The organism is Actinoplanes lutulentus (genome assembly GCF_003259845.1).
In the GTDB taxonomy this organism is placed as follows: domain Bacteria; phylum Actinomycetota; class Actinomycetes; order Mycobacteriales; family Micromonosporaceae; genus Actinoplanes; species Actinoplanes lutulentus.
Genome location: NZ_QLMJ01000001.1, coordinates 533257 through 552796, shown reverse-complemented (window position 1 = coordinate 552796; position 19540 = coordinate 533257). Strand labels below are relative to the sequence as shown.

The window sequence follows — 19540 nt, the reverse complement described above, 5'->3', positions numbered from 1 at the left end:
CGCACACGACGCTGTCCTGCGTCAGCCCGCGCTGTCAGCGACCTGGTATCCGAGGCGGGCGACCAGCTTGGCGCCGGCCGCGGCGTCGAACGCGTGCTGGATGTCGTCGTCGAAGTGGTTGCGCCAGTCGCCGGCCTCACCCTTGCGGTAGTGCGAGACCTCGCCGGCGCCCTTCTTCCGGCTCATGCTGGAGAAGCTGTAGCGATCGAGCAGCGTCTCCAGCTCCGGGCGCGGAATGGTGATGCCGCAGTGCCGCATCAGCCGGTCCATCTCCTCGGTCTGCTTCATCCCGGTGAGGTCCTCGTACTTGACCAGGCGGACGGCCTCGTCGTCCGGCGCCAGCACCCAGGAGCGCAGCGCGTTGAACCGGCCCTTCTTCGCGAGGTCGTCGATCAGGAAGAGCAGGCCCTCCTTTTTCGGCAGGTCGCGCAGGACCTTGCGGACCTCGACGACGTCGCCCATCGGGCCGTGCGAGTCCTTGGTCGAGAAATAGCTGGAGACCACCATGTCGCGGGGGTCGCGCAGCACGAAGAACGCGCGGTACCGCGCGGGCTTCGGGATCTCGTCGAAGCGTTTCCTGGAGAAGAAGAGTGACAACGCGACACGGTTCGGCGGGCACACCCGAGGATCGCGCCAGTTGTAATACCGCGGATCGTAGGTGAGTAATCCGGAGTGTCGGTAAACGATCGGATCGCTGAAAATCGACTTGACCCACTGGCTCGCCGTTTTGCGCACTGCGCAGTGGTAGACGTTGACGTAATCACAGCGCTCGGACACCGGCACGGTCAGCCGGAGCCGGGCATTGTGCCCCTCAAGCATCACCCGGCGAGCGCGAACCCGCAGGTGATTGGGGGTGTTCTGCTTGGCGAACATGACAGCGCGATTGAGCATTGGTCCAGTCCCGTGTCCTTTACCGCGGCACGTTGTTCCGGGGACTTTACAACAAGATCGATCAAGTTACTACAGATGAGTTAACCAGCCGTTTACAGGCGTGTCGGACATTGACCGCGAACGCTCAGCCGATTTACAGGGTGGGCACAGCAAGAATTGGTAGGTACGTGAATGTTTTTGCGCAACGGGAAAGATTCGCGTCAGCGGCCGTGAAAATTCGGTGAGCGTTTCTCGAGGAACGCTTTCGGGCCTTCCTTGGCGTCCTCGCTGGTGAAGACCCGCATGCCGATCTTCGACTCGATGGCGAACGCCTCGTCCTCCGGCAGGCCTTCGGTCTCCCGGATGGTGCGCAGGATGGCCCGCACCGCCAGCGGCCCGTTGCCGGCGATCACCGTGGCGATCTCGACGGCGCGGGACAGCGCCGTCCCGTCCGGCACCACGTGCCCGATCAGCCCTGCCGACAGCGCCTCGGCGGCGGTCAGGTGCCGGCCGGTCAGCAGCAGGTCGGCGGCGACCGTGTAGGGCAACTGGCGGGGCAGCCGGACCGCCGACCCGCCCAGCGGGAACAGCCCCCATCGCGCCTCGGAGACGCCGAACCGGGCGCTCTCGCCGGCCACCCGGATGTCGGTGGCCTGCAGGATCTCGGTGCCGCCGGCGACCGCCGGGCCCTCGACGGCGGCGATCAGCGGCTTGGTCAGCCGGCGGCCCTTGAGGAGAGCGTCGATCCGGGAGAGGTCCTGATCGCGGAACTGATCGCCCGGGTGTGAAGCGGTCATCGCACGCAGGTCGGCGCCGGCGCAGAACGCCCCGCCGGCTCCGGTGAGGATCGCGACCCGGATCGCGGGGTCGGCGTCCACCCTGTCCCAGGCGTCGCGCATCACGGCCATCATCTCGGCGGAGAGCGCGTTGCGCACCTGCGGCCGGTTCATCGTGACGATCAGAATCGGTCCGCGCTGCTCGACCAGGGCGTCCACGGAGGATCCTTCCGGAAAGACGGGACAACAGAGCCTTGCCCGGAACGATAACAGGTTCTACTTTCTGATGATGGCGGCCAATATAGCGGACCTGTTCGAGCATGCGGTCGACGCCTTTCCCGACCGTGTCGCGGTGGCCTGCGGCGAGCGTGAGATGACCTACACCGAGCTGGAGGAGACCGCCAACCGTCTGGCCCATTTCCTGCGAAATCAAGGAGTGGGCAAGGGCGCCCACGTCGGTCTTTACGCGGGCAACTCGATCGAGGCCGTGGTGGCCATGATCGCCGTGTACAAGCTCCGTGCCGTGGTCGTCAACGTCAACTACCGGTACGTCGAGAACGAGTTGCAATATCTCTTCCACGACGCGGAGCTGACCGCGTTGATCCACGACCCGGAATATGCCGGCAGGGTGGCCAATGTGGACGCGCCCGAGGTGCTCGTCCAGCTGGGGGTCACCGACTTCTCGGCCGAGGATCCGAAACGCGACTTCGGCGAGCGCGACGGCGGCGACATCTACCTGCTCTACACCGGAGGAACCACCGGCTACCCCAAAGGCGTGATCTGGCGCCACGAGGACGTCTGGCGGGTCCTGGGCGGCGGCATCGACTTCATGTCCGGCATCCCGCTCGACGACGAATGGGCACAGAGCACCCGGGACATGCCCCCGATGACCCGGTTCTGCCTGGCCCCGCTCATCCACGGCAACGCGCAGTGGGCCGCGCTCGCCGCGCTCTTCGCCGGCGACACCGTGGTGGTCCTGCCGCACTTCGACCCGGAGCAGGTATGGCGCACGATCGAGCGCCGCCAGGTCAACGTGGTGGTGCTGATCGGCGACGCGATGGCCCGGCCGCTCATCGAGGCGTACCTGGCCGGTGGTCACGACGGCTCGTCGCTCGTGGCGATCTCGTCGAGTGCCGCGCTCTTCTCACCGTCGGTGAAGCGGCAATACCTTGAGGCATTACCGAACGTCATGGTCACCGACGCGATCGGCTCCTCGGAGACCGGGTTCGCCGGGATCGGCATCGTCGCCGACGTGGAGGGTGGCGCGGTTGACGGTCCCCGGGTGATGCCCGGCCCGGACACGATCGTCATCGATGAGCACGGCCGCAAGGCGCCGCCCGGCGTGATCGGCCGGCTGGCCCGCGGCGGGCACGTGCCGCTCGGTTACTACAAGGACCCGGACAAGACGAAAGCGCTGCTCACCGAGGTCGACGGGAAGCGTTACGCGATACCCGGAGACTTCGCCCGCATCGAGGACGACGGCACGATCACCCTGCTCGGCCGGGGCAACACCTGCGTCAACACCGGCGGCGAGAAGGTCTTCCCGGAAGAGGTGGAAGGCGCACTGAAGGCGCACCCCGGCGTCTTCGACGCCCTCGTCATCGGCGCTCCGGACGATCGCCTCGGCCAGCGGGTGGTCGCCCTCGTGCAAACCCGGGCAGGGGTACGCGTAAACCTGGCCGACCTGGACAGTCACGTTCGGCAACGGATAGCCGGCTACAAAGTGCCCCGCGACGTCTGGCTGGTCGACCGGATAGCTCGCACGATCAGCGGCAAAGCGGACTACCGCTGGGCCCATGAATACGCCAGGAGTCATAGTGCGGACTGATCTCTGCGAACGCCTCGGCATCGACGTCCCGATCGTCGGCTTCAGCCCGTCCGAGCACGTCGTCGCGGCGATCAGCCGGGCCGGCGGGCTCGGCGTGCTGGGCTGTGTCCGGTTCAACGACGCCGACGAGCTGGACCGCGTCCTGACCTGGCTGGACACCGAGCTCGACGGCCGCCCGTACGGGGTGGACATCGTCATGCCGGGCCGGGTGCCGACCGAAGGAACCCCGGCCGACCTGGGGAGACTGATCCCGGACGGTCATCGGGAGTTCGTCGAGCGGACTCTGCTGCGCCTCGGCGTGCCACCGCTGGGCGTGGACGAGTCACGGCGGGCGGGCGTCCTCGGGTGGCTGCACTCGGTTGCGCGTACCCATGTTGAAGTGGCCTTGACGCACGGACCGCGACTGATTGCCAATGCTCTTGGCCCGCCTCCGCCGGACGTGATCGCCCAGGCCAAGTCGCACGGCCTGGTCGTGGCCGCGTTAGCGGGCCGGGCGGACCACGCGCGCAGCCATCTCGCCGGGGGCGTCGACATCGTGGTGGCGCAGGGGTACGAAGCGGGCGGGCACACCGGCGAGATCGGCAGCATGGTGCTGGTCCCGGAGGTGGTCGACGCGGTCGGGCCGGACGTGCCGGTGCTGGCGGCCGGCGGGATCGGCAGTGGCCGGCAGATCGCCGCGGCGCTCGCGCTCGGTGCCCGCGGCGTCTGGATGGGATCGGTGTGGCTGGGCACCGCGGAGTATCAGAGCACGCCGGCGTTGCGGGACGCACTGCTCCAGGCGGGTTCGAGCGACACGGTCCGGACCCGGATCTACACGGGTAAGCCGGCCCGGCTGCTGCGCAACCGCTGGACGAGTGCGTGGGAGGACCCGGAGGCGCCGAAGACGCTGCCGATGCCGTTGCAGAACCTGCTGGTGTCGCCGGCGCACGATCGGCTCATGGAATCCGGGGATCCCAGCGTGGTGCCGATGCCGGTGGGGCAGATCGTCGGACGGATGAACGCTGTCCGGCCGGTGGCCGAGGTCATGTCCGAACTGGTCACTGAGGCGGACGAGACCCTGGCTCGATTGGCCAAACTTTAGAGGGACACACTCGGCGCGGTGCCACCGGCAGGGGGAGGCGCCGCGCCGGTGTGAGATCAGAGCGGGCGGATGTTCTCCGCCTGCAGGCCGCGCTGGCCCTGCGTCACGTCGAACTCGACGCGCTGGTTCTCGTCGAGGCTACGGAAGCCCGAGGAGGCGATGGCCGAGAAGTGCGCGAATACGTCGGCGCCGCCGCCATCCTGCGCGATGAAGCCGAAACCCTTGTCGCTGTTGAACCACTTCACGGTGCCGGTAACCATCAGATTCTCCCTGCAATCAAGACGAAAAAAGCCCGACGGGATCAGATACCCATCAGGCGTCAAGAACGTCTTCGGAAATCAAAGTGCAACTCGGGCCAAGGTATCACAGAATATCGGCCCGCACGATTTTGACCGGCTCGATCCCGCCTGCGATGACCCGCTGAACCAGTCGACCCGCCGCAGGCGGGAAAATCGAGACGCGCACGGTAAGCGTCGAAGAAGATCAAAGGAAATTCGAGCCCGTGCGCTGAGCGATCACGAGAAAAAATCAAGTTCGCTGCGCAGACCGTAGCACAAATCCGAATTTTCCCTGGTGACTTGCATCATTCGACTCAGTCGATCAGGCGGCTGCCGCCGACTCACTGAACTGGGTTCGATGCAACTCTTGATAACGGCCGCCGGCGGCAAGCAACTCGGTGTGCGTACCGCGTTCGACGACCTTGCCGCCTTCGATCACCAGGATCTGATCGGCGGCGCGGACCGTCGACAATCGGTGGGCGATGACGACCGCGGTCCGGCCGGCGAGCGCCTCACCGAGGGCCTCCTGTACCGCCAGCTCCGATGTCGAGTCCAGGTGCGCGGTCGCCTCGTCGAGGACCACGACCCGGGGTTTCGCCAGCAGCAGCCGGGCGATCGTGAGCCGCTGACGTTCACCGCCGGACAGCCGATATCCGCGTTCGCCGATCACCGTGTCGAGGCCGTCGGGCAGCGCCTCGACCAGGTCGGCGATCCGGGCCCGGCGCAGCGCGTCCCACAGTTCCTGCTCGGTCGCTTCGGGGCGGGCGAGCAGGAGGTTCGCGCGTACCGACTCGTGGAAGAGGTGACCGTCCTGGGTGACCATGCCGAGGGTCTGCCGCAGGGATGCGGCGGTGAGGTCGCGGACGTCGACGCCGGCGAGGCGTACCGAACCGTGATCGGCGTCGTAGAGCCGTGGCAGCAGCGAGGCCATCGTCGACTTGCCGGCGCCCGAGGAGCCGACCAGCGCGATCATCTGCCCTGGTTCGGCGCGGAACGAGACCTCGTGCAGCACCTCGACTCCACCCCGTGTGTCGAGGGTGGCGACCTCTTCGAGGGAGGCCAGGGACACCTTGTCGGCGCTTGGATAGGCGAACCGCACCGCGTCGAACTCCACCGCGACCGGGCCGTCCGGCACCTCCCGGGCGTCCGGCTTCTCCTCGATCAGCGGCTTCAGGTCGAGCACCTCGAAGACGCGCTCGAAGCTGACCAGCGCGCTCATCACCTCGACGCGGGCGCTCGCCAGCGAGGTGAGCGGGGCGTAGAGCCTGGTCAGCAGGATGGCGAGGGCCACCACGGCGCCCGGATCCAGCTGGCCGCGCAGCGCGTAGACGCCGCCGAGGCCGTAGACGAGCGCGATCGCGAGTCCGGACACCGAGACCAGAGCGGTCATGAAGGTCCACTGGGCCATCGCTGTGCGTACCCCGATGTCCTTGACCCGCCGCGCCCGCGCGGCGAACTCGGCCGACTCGGCGCCCGGCCGGCCGAACAGCTTCACCAGCGTCGCGCCCGGCGCCGAGAAACGTTCCGTCATCTGCGTGTTCATGGCCGCGTTGTGATCAGCGGCCTCCCGTTCCATCTTCGCCAGCCGCCGGCCCATCCGCCGCGCCGGAAACACGAAGATCGGCAGCAACGCGAGCGACAACAGCGTGATCTGCCACGAGATCCCGATCATCACGACCAGCGTCAGCACCAGCCCGACCAGGTTGCCGACCACACCGGACAGCGTGTCGCTGAACGCCCGCTGCGCCCCGATCACATCATTGTTGAGCCGGCTGACCAGCGCACCCGTCCTCGTCCGGGTGAAGAACGCGACAGGCATCTTCTGCACATGGTCGAAAACCGCGGTCCGCAGATCCAGAATCAGCCCCTCACCGATCCCCGCGGACAGCCACCGCTGCACCAGCCCGAGCCCAGATTCGATCAGTGAGATCACCGCGATAGCCGCCGCGAGCATGACAACAAGCCGCTCGTCATCACCGCCGACAATGGCGTTCACCACCCGCCCGGCAAGCACCGGAGTGGCAACAGCCAGCGCGGCCGTCACCACGCTCAATAACAGAAAGCCGGTCAGCGCACGCCGATGCGGCCGCGCGAACCGCGCAATCCTCTTCAACGTCGCGACCGAAAACGGTCGTCGTTCATCCTGCTGATTCATGGCGTGATACATCGAGCTCCACGCCGCCATCTCCAGACTCATGTCAGTTGCCTCCCATGGGGAGGCTCGCACTTAACGTGAGGTTCAGGTCAAACCCTTTTTTCGGTACGCGTAACCGCAGGCGCCCGTGCCACTCCGCCCCTGACGCCCGTCCCCCCGGCGCCTCCCGCCGCCACCCCCGGCGCCCCGTCACCCTGAACCCACCCCAACACTCCAGCCGCCGTACTGGCGCGCTGCAGGTCGCCGCGCCCGCCGCAAGTTGCCGCGCGCGCGAGCCGCCGCACCACTCGTGGGCTTCGGTCGACGCGCCTTTCGCGGCGTCGCAGTAGTCCGGGGCTGGGCCGTCCGGTGGGCGTGAGCCGGCCGCTTCCGGTGGCGTGGACTCGGTCGGAAGGGGTTCTCATCAGCCTCAGCCCAGCCGGAGGCCACGCCGCACGCCGCGAGCCGTAGCCCAGCCTCGTTATGGACCCGGCATTCCAGGTCTGGCGTACGGCTCGCGAGGCCGAGCCGTAGTCCAGACCTGGAATAGCCCAGCTATTCCGTGCCTCAGCTACGGCTCGCGTCACCGCGACGGGGCCGCGGCTGACGTTGGAGCGCGACCGGCTCGCTCTCATGGTCGCTATTTCGGTCTCCACGCGACCGTAAGCGCGAGCCGGACCCGCGATCTCGGCGACGAGTGGCTGCGGGGGCCGGCTATCGCATGGTTATGACGGCTCGGGTGGGGAGGGTGCCGGCTGATAGGTGTTCGTAGGCGGTGGTGATTTTGTCGAAGGGGTACAGCGTGACCTCGTTGCGGATCAGGCCCGCCTGGGTCAGGGCTATCACCTCGCGCGCGTCGGCTATCGAGGAGCCCTGGAATGTGAAGACCTCGCCGTCCCGGGGGAGGGCGCCGAACCATGGCCGGGTGAAGGTGCCGCCCGCTGAGCCGATCAGGCCGTACGCGCCGCCGGGGCGGACGGCTTTCAGGCCGGCGGTGATCGTGTCGTCGGTGCCGACGAAATCGAGGACGGCGTCGGCGCCGCAGCGGCGGGGGACATCGGGTGAAACCGTGTGGGCGCCCACCGAGGACGCGTAGGAACGGCGGGCGGGCAGCAGATCCACGGCGATCACCGTGGCTGCCGTCAACGCGCGCAGGAACTGCACGGCGAACGCTCCCAGGCCTCCCGCCCCGATCACGACTACCGTCCCGGCGGGGCTGATCCGGGGGATCGCCCGGCGCACGGCGTGATAGGCGGTCGCTCCCGCGTCGGTCAGCGGGCCGGCCGTCAGCGGGTCGAGACTGCCCAGCTTCAGCACGTCGCGCTTCGCGGCGAGCACGAACGAGGCCAGGCCGCCGTCTCTTCCGTACCCTCGCCCGCTGAGACCGGCCATGCAGTTGCTGTCGCGTCCCCGCAGGCAGAAGTCGCACTCCCCGCAGGATGCGGGGGAGACGAGCGCGACCGGCTCACCCAGGGTGAGATCGCTGGAACGTAAGCCTGAGCCCAGCTCGGCGACCCAGCCGGCGGTCTCGTGGCCGAGGGTGAACGGCATCCGCCAGCCCATTTTCTCGCCGGCGGCCCGCGGGATGTGCGGCATGGTGAGGTCGGAGCGGCACAGGCCGCAGCCGGCGACCCTGATCAGAATCTGCCCCGGGCCGGGTGACGGGACTTCGGCGGTGGTGGTCTGCGGCTGGGTGCCCCAGCCGGTCATCCGATAGGCACGCATCGACTCCACTGGAACACGTTATCGCAGTATCGAGCAGCTATGTTGACCCGATATTAGAACTCGTTCTACCGTAAGGATCGTGCTTACGAAGCCGTTCGCCGACGCCATCCGGACCGCCGAGCAGATCATCACGAGCGCGCCGCACGTCAGCGGCGAGCAGGACCTCGCCGAGGGATACGACTACCTGGCCGGCAGCATTCGCGGCGCGCTGCAGATGGCCTGGGCCTATGAGAAGGACAACCCCTATTTCGTACGCTCGACCGGCCCCTGGACCAAGATGGGACTGGATAATCCGGACACGCTGTATTTCCACGCGTGGCTGCGTGACGACGCCGAATACGTCGTGACGGGCGTGCGCGGCACCACGGCAGACCTGAGTTTTCAGACCCTCGACGGTGACTATTCGCCGGTTGACGTGCCGGGCAGTCTCGCCGCTTTCGACGATCGGGAGCTGGAGATAGGGGCCGATGGGGCGTACCAACTGAGGCTCGGACCGGCGCCGAAAGCAGCAATGCTGGTGGTTCGTGAGGTTTTCAGCGACTGGGACGCGGAGCGGCCCGGGATGCTGCGCATCGAGCGCGCTGATCGGATCGGCTCGGCGCCGCCGCCGGTCACCCTGGAGAGAAACACCCGACGGTACGGAGTAGCCGGCAAGATCCTGGTCAGCCGTTTGCGGACGTTCCTGGCGTTCGCCGAGCGGTTCTATCTCGGACTGCCGGTCAACACGCTGACGCCGCCCCGGGTGACGCCGGGTGGGCTGTCCACGCAGTACTCGTCGGTGGGCCACTACGACCTCGGCGACGATCAGGCCATGGTCGTCACGGTTCCCGCGTCGGACGCGCCCTACCAGGGGATTCAGCTCGGGAGCATGTGGTACATCTCGCTCGACTACATCAACCACCAGACCAGCCTCACCCGGGACCAGGCGCACGTCGACCCGGACGGGCTGATCCGGTTCGTGATCAGCGAGCGCGATCCCGGTGTGGCGAACTGGCTGGAGCGGACCGGTCATCGCCGGGGATATGTGCAGCTGCGCTGGCAGCGGCTGTCCCGGGCGCTGACCGCTGAGGACGGCCCCCGGGTCGACATCGTGGCCGTCGACGACCTGCCCAAACAGCTGCCGTACTACGAGCCGATCAGCGCTGAGGCGTGGCGGGCGCGGATCGCGGCGCGGCAGGCTTCGACCGCGGCCCGGATGCTGGGGTGAGTCGTGCTGCTCGCGGAGAAGGTGGTTGTCGTCGCCGGGGTCGGGCCGGGGCTGGGGCAGGAGATCGCTGTCCGGGCGGCGCGGCAGGGGGCTGATCTGGTGCTGGCGGCTCGTACCGAGCAGGTGCTGGCGGAGGTGGCCGGGAAGGTGGCGGCGGCGGGGCGGCGGGCGCTGGTGGTGCCGGTCGATCTTGCCGTGGAGACGTCGGCTCTGGCGGATGCGGCTATGGGCGAATTCGGTCGTGTGGACGTGCTGGTGCACAACGCGTTCGCGATGCCGCCGATGCGCGGGCTACTTAAAGCCGATTTATCGGAAATTTCGCAGAGTTTCGACGTTAATGTGGTTGCCGCTCTCCGGACCGTGCGGTCGCTTACCCCGGCACTCGTGGAGTCGCGTGGCTCGGTTGTCATCGTCAACTCGGCGGTGTTGCGGCACTCGCGAAAGCCCTTCGGACCGTACAAGATCGGGAAGGCCGCCCTGCTCGCCGTGGCACAGAACCTGGCGAGCGAGCTCGGGCCGTCGGGCGTACGCGTCAACTCGGTCGCGCCCGGCTGGATCTGGGCCGACACGCTGCGAACCTGGTTCGAATACCTGGCGTCCCAACGGGGTGTGCCGGCCCAGACGATCTACGACGAGACGGCCGCCATGACGGACCTGCGGCGGCTGCCCGAACCCGGTGACGTGGCCGACGCGATCCTCTTCCTCGCCTCGGATCTGGCGCGGGGGATCACCGGTCAATGTCTCGACGTGAATTGCGGGGAGTTCCACCATTGATGGCCAACGATCGTACGGACGTCGGGACCGTGGACGACCTGCATGCTTCGGCTGTGCGGATGACGGGGCTCGACGATTTCGGGGACTCGGGCTATTTGGACGGGCTGGGGGTGCTGCTTTCGGCGTACCGAAGTGAAGCGGCCTTGACCCCCGCGGGGAGTAAGCGAACCCGGCAGCTGTTGCGCGGTGCTCTTGTCTCGCGGCTGTTGAGCGAAGCGACGTGGCGGCAGTACCCGGCCTTTTCGCAGGCGCCAGTCACGCGGCCGATTTTCGTGACCGGCCTGCCGCGAACCGGTACGACGGCGCTGCATCGGCTGCTCGCCGCGGATCCCGCCCATCAGGGGCTGGAACTGTGGCTGACCGAGGTGCCGCAGCCGCGCCCACCTCGGGATTCGTGGCCGTCGCATCCGGTCTACGCGCTGTTGCGGGAGGCCTATCTGGCGCATTCCGAATTCAACGGGGTGCACCATCTCGGCCCGGATCAGGTGGAGGAGTGCTGGCGGCTGCTCTGCCAGTCGATGACCTCGGTGTCGTTCGAGTGCACGGCTTTCATTCCGTCGTATTCGTTCTGGCTCGCGTCCGTGGATTGGACACCCGCCTATCAGCGGCATCGTCGCAATCTGCAGCTGATCGGCCTGAACGACCCGGAGCGGCGCTGGGTGCTGAAGAACCCGAGCCACTTGTTCGCCCTGGACGCCCTGCTCGCCGTTTATCCGGACGCGATCGTGATTCAGACCCACCGCGATCCGAGGGCGGTGATCGGCTCGGTGTGCAGCCTGAACGCCGTCGCCTCGGCGGGGTGGTCGACGGTTTTCGAGGGGCCGGTGCTGGGGCGCGCTCAGCTTTCGTTGTGGTCGCGGGGATTGCGGTCTTTCCGGGAGGCCCGGGCACGCCACGACCCGTCCCATTTCATCGATGTTCGCTATGAGGACTTCGCGGGGGATCCGCTGGGGACGGTGGAAGCGATCTATGCGCGGCTCGGTGTCGGATTGAGCGATGAGGCCAGGGCGGCGATGGCCGCCTTGCACGCCGGTTCGGGCAAGCCTTCGCACGCTTATGACCTGGCGACATACGGGCTGACGCCGGCCGATGTGGACAACGCCTTCGGGTTACGGGAATAGGTACAGCTCGGGGGAGCGCGCCAACGCGACGGCCTGATCCGCGGCCGGCCGGAAGGTTGCATGTCCTGGACGAGGCATTTGGCTACAGTCGGCAAACGGAGTCGGGGGAAAGGTCAACCAGCATGATCATTGTTGCGGGGGAGCTGCGTGTCGCTCCGGGGGATCGGGAGCGGTACCTCCAGGCGGTGGCTGATGTCGCGCGGTTGGCTCGGGCGGCGCGTGGGTGCCTTGATTTCGTGCAGGCGGCGGATCCGCTCGACGACGGGCGGATCAACGTTTATGAGCGGTGGGAGTCGGACGCGGATCTCGAAGCGTTCCGGAACTCCGGCGGTCCGGAAATCGACGCGCCTACCCTGATTTCCGGAGATGTTCAGAAATATCGGATCGCGGCGGTCGAGGCCCCCTGACCGGTCAGATCTTGGTGATCACTTCGTCGGCGAAGCGGTGCAAGGCGTCCTGCTTGACCCGCAGCGGAGCGTCGAAGCCGGCTCGATAGGCAAGCCACGGCACCACGATCGCGTCGGTCACCCCGACGGAGGCCTGGCGGCGGTAACCGTCCAGGCCGAACTGGTCGACGCAGACGGCCTGGATCTCGAACGGGGTCTCGGTCCGGCCGTACTCCGCGCGCAGCACCCCGAGGCGGTCGACCACCTCGCGCAGCTCGTCGAGGCGCATCATCGCCGATGACCAGCCGTCGCCGATGCGGGCGGCGCGGCGCAGGGCCGGCTCGGTGTGGCCGCCCACATAGAACGGGACCGGTGACGCCGGGGCCGGGCTCATCCGGAGCTTCTCGAACGCGAAATGCTTGCCGCTGTACGACACCATCCCGCCGCCCAGGATCAGTTTCAGGACCTCGATCGCCTCGTCGGCGCGGGCGCCGCGGTCCCGGAACGGTGTGCCGCACCAGTGCGACTCCTCCGGTGACCAGCCGAGGCCGACGCCCAGGCCGAAGCGGTTGCCGGTCAGGTTCGCCACCGAGTTGACCTGCCGGGCCAGCAGCACCGGGTTGCGTGGGTCGAGCTTGAGCACCTGCGTGTAGAACCTGATCGTGCTGGTCACGGCGCCCATCGCGGCAGCAGCGACCATCGGGTCGGCCCAGGGCGTGTCGGCATCCCAGAACCGGCGGCCGTCCGGTGTGTACGGGTACGACCCTTCGGTGTGCTCGGAGAAGAAGATCGAGTCGGGCAGGGCGATCGACGTGAACCCGCACTCCTCGGCCGTCATGGCCAGTGATGTCAGTTGATCGAGCGGGCTCAGGGCTATACCGAGGGTGAACTTCATCCGAGGTCCTCCGCGAGGGTGAGCAGGTGCGCTGTTGCCCCGCCGAAACGGAACTCGTGCTCCTTGGCGGCGAGGAAGTACCGGTGCAGTGGGTACTCCAAGTCGAGGCCGGTGCCACCGTGCACGTGGACCGCGGTGTGCAGCACACGATGCCCGGCCTCGGCCGCCCAGAACCCCGCGGTCGCCACTTCACCGGTCGCCGGCGGGTCGTTCTCCAGGCACCAGACGGCCTGCCAGAGGGCCACCCGCAGGGCCTCGACGTCGATGTAGGCGTCGGCGAGGCGCTGGGAAACGGCCTGGAAAGAACCGATCGGGCGGCCGAACTGCACCCTTTCACCGGCGTATTTGGCCGTCATTTCCACTGCTTTTTCGACAACGCCGAGCTGATAGGCGGCCGAACTCACCACGTCGTCGGTTACCTCAACGCGGGCGGCATGGCGGCCGAGCTCGATCAGAATGGCACAGCGCTCGGTCAACCCGTACCCGGCGTCCGTGGCCTCGAAAAGCAGGTCACGACCGGAAGTCGCGAGATCGCGGGTGAGTGCCGCGGCCTCGCGCGCGGTCTCGGGCAGGGTGAAATCCATCGGAGCTCCTATCGCCGAACCGGCAGGCCGAGCGCGCCGGCAGCGATGATGTCCCGCTGCACCTCATTGGCGCCGCCACCGAAAGTCAAAATCAAAGACGCGCGATACATTCGCTCCACACGATCGGTCACGGCCTTTTCGGGTACGCGTCCCGGAGCCGAAAGAACCTCGGTGAGAAGCCGATAGACTTCGATGGCGAGTTCGGTGCCGTAAACCTTTCCGGCCGACGCGTCGACGGGCGACAATGTGCCGGACGCGACCCGCCAGTTGAACAGCTTCAACACCTCGACCTTGGCGTGCACCCGCGCCAGATGAAGCCGGACCCATTCCCGCTCGAATCGGCCGGTCTCCTTCGCCGCGTGCACGACCTCGCGCAACGACCGCTGGAGCGGCGCCGCCGAGGTGAGCGCGACCCGCTCGTGGTTGAGCTGGTCGGTGATCAGCTGCCAGCCGCGGTTCTCCTCGCCGACCAGCGCGGTGATCGGCACCCGGACGTTGTCGTAGTAGGTCGCGCTCGTGGTCGGCCCGGCCACCGTCCGCACCGGAGTCCAGGAGAAACCGGGCGCATCGGTCGGCACGACCAGGATCGACAGGCCTTTGTGGCGGGGCGCGTCCGGGTCGGTGCGGCAGGCCAGCCAGACATAGTCGGCATATCGGATCAGACTGGTCCACATCTTCTGACCGTTGATCACGTAGGAGTCGCCGTCCCGGGTCGCCCGGGTGCGCAGCGAGGCTAGGTCGGTGCCGGCCCCGGGCTCGGAATAGCCGATCGAGAAATGCAGCTCACCGGCGGCTATTTTCGGGATCAGGTCGGCTTTCTGCTGGTCGGTGCCGTGCCGGGCGATCGTCGGCCCGACCGTGTACAGCGTCAGGAACGGCACCGGCACCCCGGCAAGCGCAGCCTCGTCAGTGAAGATCAACTGCTCCACCCGGTCCCGGCCGTCCATCGCCAGCCATCCGTCGTGGCCCAGCTGCCGGACCACCTCTCGGTACGCCTCTCCGTCGCCGTATTCGCCGTCCGGATCGTCGAGGGCTTTGCGCCGGGCCGGGGTCATCAGGTCGGCGAAGTAGGACCGTAGTCGCAGGCGCAGCTTCTCCTGCTCCGGTGTGTATCCGACGTGCACGTCCCACCCCGCAGCCGCTAGATTAGAACAGGTTCTACCCAGTAGACCGAGGAGTCGGGGAGGCGTCAACAGTGGATGCTTATCTGGTCGGCGCGGTGCGCAGCCCGATCGGCCGTCGAGGCGGGTCGCTCTCCGCGGTTCACCCGGCTGACCTGGCCGGACAGGTGATCGTCTCGCTGCTGGAGCGGACCGGAGCCGATCCGGACGTCATCGACGACGTGATTCTCGGGTGTGTCGACACGCTCGGTCCACAGTCCGGCGACATCGCGCGGACGGCGTGGCTGGCGGCCGGCCTTCCGGAACACGTTCCTGGTGTCACCGTCGATCGGCAGTGCGGGTCGGGCCAGCAGGCCGTTCACTTCGCGGCGCAGGCGGTGGCGAGCGGGACCGCGGATCTGGTGGTGGCCGGCGGCGTGCAGAGCATGAGCCAGGTGCCGATCGGCAGCGCGATGGGCGCGGAGGGGCCTTACCGGGGGTCGGCGGGGTGGGCGCTGCGGTACGGCTCGCAGGAGGTCGACCAGTTCCGCAGCGCGGACGAGATCGCGGCGAAGTGGAGCCTGCGGCGCTCTGAGCTGGAGGAATACGCCGTGGAGAGTCATCGCCGGGCGGTCGCCGCGGTCGACAGCGGGGTGCTGAAAGCCGAGATATCCGGCATAGGGGTCGACGAATGCCCCCGCCGGGACACCGATCTCGCTCGGATGGCGGCGCTCCGGCCGCTTCGCGACGGGGGTGTCACCACGGCCGCCACCTCCAGCCAGCTCGCCGACGGCGCGGCCGCGCTCCTGGTCGCCAGTTCACGAGCCGTTCGCGATCACGGGCTCCGGCCGCGGGCGCGGATCAAACACCTTTCGGTACGCGGAGACGACCCCGTCCTGATGCTGACCGCCCCGATCGCGGCCACGGCACACGCCCTGAGCCGAGCCGGCCTCGCCATCTCCGACATCTCACGATTTGAGGTGAACGAAGCTTTCGCCAGCGTGGCACTCGCCTGGCTACGCGAAACCGGCGCCACCCCCGACCGCACCAACATCAACGGCGGCGCGCTGGCCCACGGCCACCCACTAGGCGCAACCGGCGCGAAACTGCTGGTCAGCATGCTCCACGAGCTGGAACGCTGCGAAGGCCGCTACGGCCTGGTCACCATGTGCGAAGGCGGCGGCCAAGCCAACGTAACCATCATCGAACGCTGCTAACCCACCACCCGCCATCGGCGACGGCGACGGCATATTCGATTTCGTCCCACACCCGTTGCGGGCGTAGCCACATCCACAGTGGGTGTAAGCCGCAAAAGCGTATGCAGCCCCGCCCCACCCAGATCTTGGCAACCCGCGCCCACCTGGAAGAACCGGCCACCCCGGGCCTTCCAGCGAAGTCGTGCGTTCGCGGTCGATCGGACGGCTGAACCGCACAAGATCTGTGCACAACGCCGCGCGGCGGGATCAGCCGGCGGATTTCAGGTGGGTCAGGGTCTCCTCGGCCTCGTGCATGATTCGGTCGATCAGGGTTGCGCAGGACGGCAGATCGCCGATTACTCCGGTGACCTGGCCGGCGGGCATTACTCCGTACTCTGGGTGGCCTTTGACCATCGCTGTGCGTAACAGGATCGGGGTGCTCGCGGCGCGCATGGTTTGCCCCCAGGTCATCTCGCGCCCGTGCCGCGCGCTGCGCCCCGCCGCCAGCAGTTGCGGCCAGCTCAGGCCCGCGAGGCGGCGAAACGCGACCGCGTGCCTGGTCGCGCGCAGCAGCGCGCTCACCCTTCCCGATTTTTCCAAGCCCTTGATGTACGCCGTGAGCAGCACCCGGTGCGGCACACCGTCGACTTCGGTGGTGACGGTCGTGCCGGTCACGCCGGCGTTCAGGTAGAGCTGTTTCACGGCGTCGGGCACCGGGCTGTCGGTGGTGAGCAGGAAGCGGGTGCCCATGGCGATGCCGGCGGCGCCGTACGCGAGAGCCGCGACCAGGCCCCGCCCGTCGAAGAAGCCGCCGGCCGCCACGACGGGGATGTCCACGGCGTCGACCACCTGCGGCAGCAGCAGCGTGGTCGGCACCGGACCGGTGTGCCCGCCGCCCTCGCCGCCCTGGACCAGGACCGCGTCGACACCCCAGGCCGCGACTTTCTCGGCGTGCCGGCGGGCGCCGACCGACGGCATGGTCAGCACACCGTGATCGGCGCATTGGCGCACCAGGGAAAGAGAAGGGGCCAGGGCGAATGACGCGAGGCGCACGTTCTCCCTGATCAGTAGGTCGATGCGCTCACCGGCGTCGGGCATGTCGGCGCGGATGTTCACCCCGAACGGCGCGTCGGTCCGCTCCTTGACGCGCCGAATGGTCGCCGAGAGCTCCGGCAGGCTCATCGTGGCGGACGCGATGATGCCGAAACCACCGGCGTTGCCGACCGCGGAGACCAGTCCGGCGCCGGCCACGTACCCCATGCCGGTCTGCACGATGGGGTGCCGGCAGCCGAGCAGATCGGTGAGCGGGGTTTTCATCGTTCCCGCAGGCCGTCGGGGTCGAGGCGTTCGCGGATCAGCGCGGACTCGTCGGACGTCGGCTCCCGGGTGACCGGCACGCCGGAGGACGAGATCGTCAGGGGGAAACCGGTCGCGGCGACGACCTCGTCGACGCTCACGCCGGGGTGGGTGGAGCGCAGCCGCATCGAGCGGTCCGGTGTGGCGAAGTCGAGGACGGCGAGGTCGGTGACGACGACCCGGATCTCGTGGGCACCGCGGTCGCCGCCGATGCCGGAGACCATGTCGACACGGTCGACGAAGACGCGCGGCGAGTGGCGGGGCACCCAGTAACTGGTGGTGTGGTTGATCGTGTTGCCGGGGGCGCCGCGTACGCCGAGTAGTTGCCGTCTCGGCCGCTCCCAGTCGCCGATGCAGGAGATGTTGGAGTTGCCGAACCGGTCGAGCTGGCTGGCGCCCATCATGACGTGCCGGGTGCCGGCGGCAACCGTGGTGAACACCTGGCGATAGGGCAGCCAGCCTTCGACGGCGCCGTCCCGGAGCAGGGTGGCCTCGCCGTCGGTGACCAGCAGGTCCGGTGCGAACGTGAGCTGGGCGAGACGGGCGCCGAGGTGCGGGATCAGCCCGGCGAAACTGGCGAGGACCGCGCCGTCACCACGCCACGCTTCGGCGCAGGCCACCACGCAGGTCTCGGCCCGGGTCATCGGGTGACCGCTTTCTGGTAGTCGGACTCGTCGCCGTCGAGATATCGGGATCGGAACGTGTTCCAGTCGGTGTTGGCGTACTCCCTCTGGAACTCCTCGTCGCGCCCGTAGTCGGGGACGCAGCTGGTGAAGTGCGCGCCGTGCGGCGTCTCCACGACGGCGTCGACCATCGACCGGTTGGTCAGCAGGGTCTGCGGGGGCCCGCTCTCGATCAGCTCGGCGGTGCTCAGAAGACGCTCGCAGGACAGGAACCGGCGTTTCGCGGCCAGGCAGAACAGGTCGTCGAAGTACGGGTCCGGGCCGAGATAGCGGCCGTTGCCGCTCGCGTCGGCCCGGTTCAGGTGGATCAGCGCCACGTCGAGCGGGATGGCCGGCATGGCGACGAGTTCGGTGCTGTCGTCATAAGGCGACCGGACCGTTTTCAGCCCCGGGTTGACGCGCATGACGTCGGAGCCGAGGCCGGCCCGGATCGGCAGGAACGGGAGCCGGTTGGCCGCCGCGAGCAGGCCCCAGTAGAGCATTCCCTCGTCGTATTCGGTCAGCGCGATCTCTCCGGTTTTCCGGGCCAGGCCGAAATGCGGTTCGAGGGGGATGCTGTCCAGCGAGACGAAGCCCGTGACCACCCGGCCGACGCACCCGGCGGCGGTCAGCAGGCCGACGTCGGGACCGCCGTAACTGACGATCGTGAGGTTCCGGCGCCCGGCCCGGACCAGCGCCCGGATCAGTGCCATCGGCTTGCGCCTCGATCCCCACCCGCCGATCCCGACGGTCATCCCGTCCCGGATCTCGCCGGCGATCTCGGTCATGGTCGCGACGGTCATCGGCCCTCCACGAAGCGCTGGCGGGCGCGGTCTCCAGCGCCGTTGAGGTTGAGCTCGAACGTGAAGCCCTGCTCGAACCGGTAGGAACGCTTCACGTCCATCGGATCGATGCCGTTCAGCGATGCCTTGGCCGCCCGGATCACCACCGGGTCCTTGCCGGCGATCTCGGCCGCCACCCGCCGGGCGGCGGCACGCAGCTGGTCGGGCGGAACCACCTCCAGAACCGTGCCGAACCCGTGCAGGAGAGAAGCCGGGACCGTCCGGCAGGTGTAGACCATCGTGCGCATCAGCTGGTGCGGCACCAGCCGGGCCAGATGGGTGGCCGCGCCGAGCGCGCCGCGATCGACCTCGGGAAGGCCGAAGACCGCGTCGTCCGCGGCGATCACCAGGTCGGCGTTGCCGGCCAGCCCGATCCCGCCGCCCAGGCAGAACCCGTGCACCGCGGTGATCACCGGCACCGGGCAGTCGTAGACGGCGGCGAACGCGGCAGCGCACCCCCGATTGGCCGCGATCAGCGCCTCGTGACCCTCGGTGCGCTGCATCTCCTTGATGTCCACGCCGGCGCAGAACCCGCGCCCCTCGGCCGCGAGCAGCACCACCCGGGTGTCCGAATCAGCGCCAGCCGCAGCGACCGCCTCGGCGAGCGCCAGCCACCCGTCGGCCGGAACAGCATTGACCGGCGGGAAGTCGATGATTACCTCGGCGACCGCGCCGCGGTGCAGCTGCACGCCCATGCCGGCGACTCTAACCTAGCGCTTGCTTGG

Annotated in this window: 18 protein-coding genes and 1 pseudogene; 7 read left to right on the top strand and 12 right to left on the bottom strand. The window is 68.2% G+C overall.

All coding sequences use genetic code 11. The features are described from left to right. Positions 1 to 21 precede the first annotated feature (21 nt). Positions 22 to 891 (bottom strand): sulfotransferase domain-containing protein, encoded by an 870-nt coding sequence (locus B0I29_RS02290; protein ID WP_111647100.1) that lies wholly within the window; start codon positions 889 to 891, stop codon positions 22 to 24. 200 nt (positions 892 to 1091) lie between these two features. Next, complete coding sequence (locus B0I29_RS02285; protein ID WP_111647099.1) at positions 1092 to 1865, bottom strand: crotonase/enoyl-CoA hydratase family protein; 774 nt, start codon at positions 1863 to 1865, stop codon at positions 1092 to 1094. Between the two features lie 70 nt (positions 1866 to 1935). Between B0I29_RS02285 and B0I29_RS02280 the strand changes: the two genes are divergently transcribed. Together B0I29_RS02280 and B0I29_RS02275 are read left to right on the top strand one after the other, a co-directional pair. Beyond that, a complete protein-coding gene (locus B0I29_RS02280) occupies positions 1936 to 3474 on the top strand; it encodes an acyl-CoA synthetase (RefSeq protein WP_111647344.1) in 1539 nt (512 codons plus the stop codon). Next, complete coding sequence (locus tag B0I29_RS02275; protein ID WP_111647098.1) at positions 3464 to 4555, top strand: NAD(P)H-dependent flavin oxidoreductase; 1092 nt, start codon at positions 3464 to 3466, stop codon at positions 4553 to 4555. The genes B0I29_RS02280 and B0I29_RS02275 overlap by 11 nt, the downstream gene beginning before the upstream one ends. Before the next feature lie 56 nt (positions 4556 to 4611). Here B0I29_RS02275 and B0I29_RS02270 read toward each other — a convergent pair whose 3' ends face one another. The 3 genes from B0I29_RS02270 to B0I29_RS02260 all read right to left on the bottom strand — a co-directional run bounded on the left by B0I29_RS02270 (position 4612) and on the right by B0I29_RS02260 (position 8692). Continuing rightward, the gene (locus B0I29_RS02270) at positions 4612 to 4815 is read right to left on the bottom strand and encodes a cold-shock protein (RefSeq protein WP_111647097.1); all 204 of its coding nucleotides are present in this window, start codon (positions 4813 to 4815) and stop codon (positions 4612 to 4614) included. A gap of 340 nt (positions 4816 to 5155) precedes the next feature. Next, positions 5156 to 7030, bottom strand: coding sequence for an ABC transporter ATP-binding protein (locus B0I29_RS02265; protein ID WP_111647096.1), 1875 nt, complete (start codon positions 7028 to 7030; stop codon positions 5156 to 5158). Between the two features lie 651 nt (positions 7031 to 7681). Then, positions 7682 to 8692, bottom strand: coding sequence for an alcohol dehydrogenase catalytic domain-containing protein (locus B0I29_RS02260; protein ID WP_111647343.1), 1011 nt, complete (start codon positions 8690 to 8692; stop codon positions 7682 to 7684). A gap of 79 nt (positions 8693 to 8771) precedes the next feature. Here B0I29_RS02260 and B0I29_RS02255 point away from each other — a divergent pair, with 79 nt between their 5' ends. From B0I29_RS02255 to B0I29_RS02240, 4 genes are all read left to right on the top strand, one after another. Further along, complete coding sequence (locus B0I29_RS02255) at positions 8772 to 9899, top strand: hypothetical protein (RefSeq protein ID WP_111647095.1); 1128 nt, start codon at positions 8772 to 8774, stop codon at positions 9897 to 9899. A 3-nt stretch (positions 9900 to 9902) separates the two neighbouring features. After that, positions 9903 to 10673 (top strand): SDR family oxidoreductase, encoded by a 771-nt coding sequence (locus B0I29_RS02250; protein ID WP_111647094.1) that lies wholly within the window; start codon positions 9903 to 9905, stop codon positions 10671 to 10673. Then, positions 10673 to 11794: a sulfotransferase family protein gene (locus B0I29_RS02245; protein ID WP_111647093.1), complete on the top strand. Its 1122-nt coding sequence runs from the start codon at positions 10673 to 10675 to the stop codon at positions 11792 to 11794. Before B0I29_RS02250 ends, B0I29_RS02245 begins: the two co-directional genes overlap by 1 nt. Before the next feature lie 122 nt (positions 11795 to 11916). Further along, on the top strand, positions 11917 to 12201 hold the full coding sequence (locus B0I29_RS02240) for a putative quinol monooxygenase (RefSeq protein WP_111647342.1): 285 nt from the start codon (positions 11917 to 11919) through the stop codon (positions 12199 to 12201). Between the two features lie 4 nt (positions 12202 to 12205). Here B0I29_RS02240 and B0I29_RS02235 read toward each other — a convergent pair whose 3' ends face one another. The 3 genes and pseudogenes from B0I29_RS02235 to B0I29_RS02225 all read right to left on the bottom strand — a co-directional run bounded on the left by B0I29_RS02235 (position 12206) and on the right by B0I29_RS02225 (position 14783). After that, positions 12206 to 13075 carry a TIGR03619 family F420-dependent LLM class oxidoreductase gene (locus B0I29_RS02235; protein ID WP_111647092.1) on the bottom strand — a complete coding sequence of 290 codons (870 nt, stop codon included), beginning with the start codon at positions 13073 to 13075 and terminating at the stop codon, positions 12206 to 12208. Next, positions 13072 to 13491, bottom strand: a pseudogene (locus tag B0I29_RS02230) (acyl-CoA dehydrogenase family protein); the annotation flags it as partial. The pseudogene B0I29_RS02230 and the gene B0I29_RS02235, both read right to left, overlap by 4 nt. A gap of 176 nt (positions 13492 to 13667) precedes the next feature. Further along, a complete protein-coding gene (locus B0I29_RS02225) occupies positions 13668 to 14783 on the bottom strand; it encodes an acyl-CoA dehydrogenase family protein (protein ID WP_111647090.1) in 1116 nt (371 codons plus the stop codon). Positions 14784 to 14854: 71 nt separating this feature from the next. On the opposite strand from B0I29_RS02225, the gene B0I29_RS02220 reads away from it, so the two are divergent. After that, positions 14855 to 15976: an acetyl-CoA C-acyltransferase gene (locus B0I29_RS02220; protein ID WP_111647089.1), complete on the top strand. Its 1122-nt coding sequence runs from the start codon at positions 14855 to 14857 to the stop codon at positions 15974 to 15976. A 246-nt stretch (positions 15977 to 16222) separates the two neighbouring features. Here the strand turns inward: B0I29_RS02220 and B0I29_RS02215 are convergent, their stop codons facing one another. The 4 genes from B0I29_RS02215 to B0I29_RS02200 are packed head-to-tail and all read right to left on the bottom strand — an operon-like array spanning position 16223 to position 19510. Next, positions 16223 to 17272, bottom strand: coding sequence for an NAD(P)H-dependent flavin oxidoreductase (locus B0I29_RS02215; RefSeq protein ID WP_111647088.1), 1050 nt, complete (start codon positions 17270 to 17272; stop codon positions 16223 to 16225). Continuing rightward, entirely contained in the window at positions 17269 to 17955 is a 687-nt protein-coding gene (locus tag B0I29_RS02210) for a CoA-transferase subunit beta (protein ID WP_111647087.1), read from the bottom strand. Before B0I29_RS02210 ends, B0I29_RS02215 begins: the two co-directional genes overlap by 4 nt. Beyond that, positions 17952 to 18776: a CoA transferase subunit A gene (locus tag B0I29_RS02205; protein ID WP_111647086.1), complete on the bottom strand. Its 825-nt coding sequence runs from the start codon at positions 18774 to 18776 to the stop codon at positions 17952 to 17954. The genes B0I29_RS02210 and B0I29_RS02205 overlap by 4 nt, the downstream gene beginning before the upstream one ends. Continuing rightward, on the bottom strand, positions 18773 to 19510 hold the full coding sequence (locus B0I29_RS02200; protein ID WP_111647085.1) for an enoyl-CoA hydratase family protein: 738 nt from the start codon (positions 19508 to 19510) through the stop codon (positions 18773 to 18775). Before B0I29_RS02200 ends, B0I29_RS02205 begins: the two co-directional genes overlap by 4 nt. Positions 19511 to 19540 lie beyond the last annotated feature (30 nt).

Bases quoted from the DNA above. Each gene is read 5' to 3' on its own strand.
- B0I29_RS02210 (WP_111647087.1), bottom strand. From the start codon at position 17,955: ATGACCCGGGCCGAGACCTGCGTGGTGGCCTGCGCCGAAGCGTGGCGT.
- B0I29_RS02265 (WP_111647096.1), bottom strand. From the start codon at position 7,030: ATGAGTCTGGAGATGGCGGCGTGGAGCTCGATGTATCACGCCATGAAT.
- B0I29_RS02215 (WP_111647088.1), bottom strand. From the start codon at position 17,272: ATGAAAACCCCGCTCACCGATCTGCTCGGCTGCCGGCACCCCATCGTG.
- B0I29_RS02205 (WP_111647086.1), bottom strand. From the start codon at position 18,776: ATGACCGTCGCGACCATGACCGAGATCGCCGGCGAGATCCGGGACGGG.
- B0I29_RS02260 (WP_111647343.1), bottom strand. From the start codon at position 8,692: ATGCGTGCCTATCGGATGACCGGCTGGGGCACCCAGCCGCAGACCACC.
- B0I29_RS02235 (WP_111647092.1), bottom strand. From the start codon at position 13,075: ATGAAGTTCACCCTCGGTATAGCCCTGAGCCCGCTCGATCAACTGACA.
- B0I29_RS02200 (WP_111647085.1), bottom strand. From the start codon at position 19,510: ATGGGCGTGCAGCTGCACCGCGGCGCGGTCGCCGAGGTAATCATCGAC.
- B0I29_RS02270 (WP_111647097.1), bottom strand. From the start codon at position 4,815: ATGGTTACCGGCACCGTGAAGTGGTTCAACAGCGACAAGGGTTTCGGC.
- B0I29_RS02280 (WP_111647344.1), top strand. From the start codon at position 1,936: ATGGCGGCCAATATAGCGGACCTGTTCGAGCATGCGGTCGACGCCTTT.
- B0I29_RS02290 (WP_111647100.1), bottom strand. From the start codon at position 891: ATGCTCAATCGCGCTGTCATGTTCGCCAAGCAGAACACCCCCAATCAC.
- B0I29_RS02240 (WP_111647342.1), top strand. From the start codon at position 11,917: ATGATCATTGTTGCGGGGGAGCTGCGTGTCGCTCCGGGGGATCGGGAG.
- B0I29_RS02245 (WP_111647093.1), top strand. From the start codon at position 10,673: ATGGCCAACGATCGTACGGACGTCGGGACCGTGGACGACCTGCATGCT.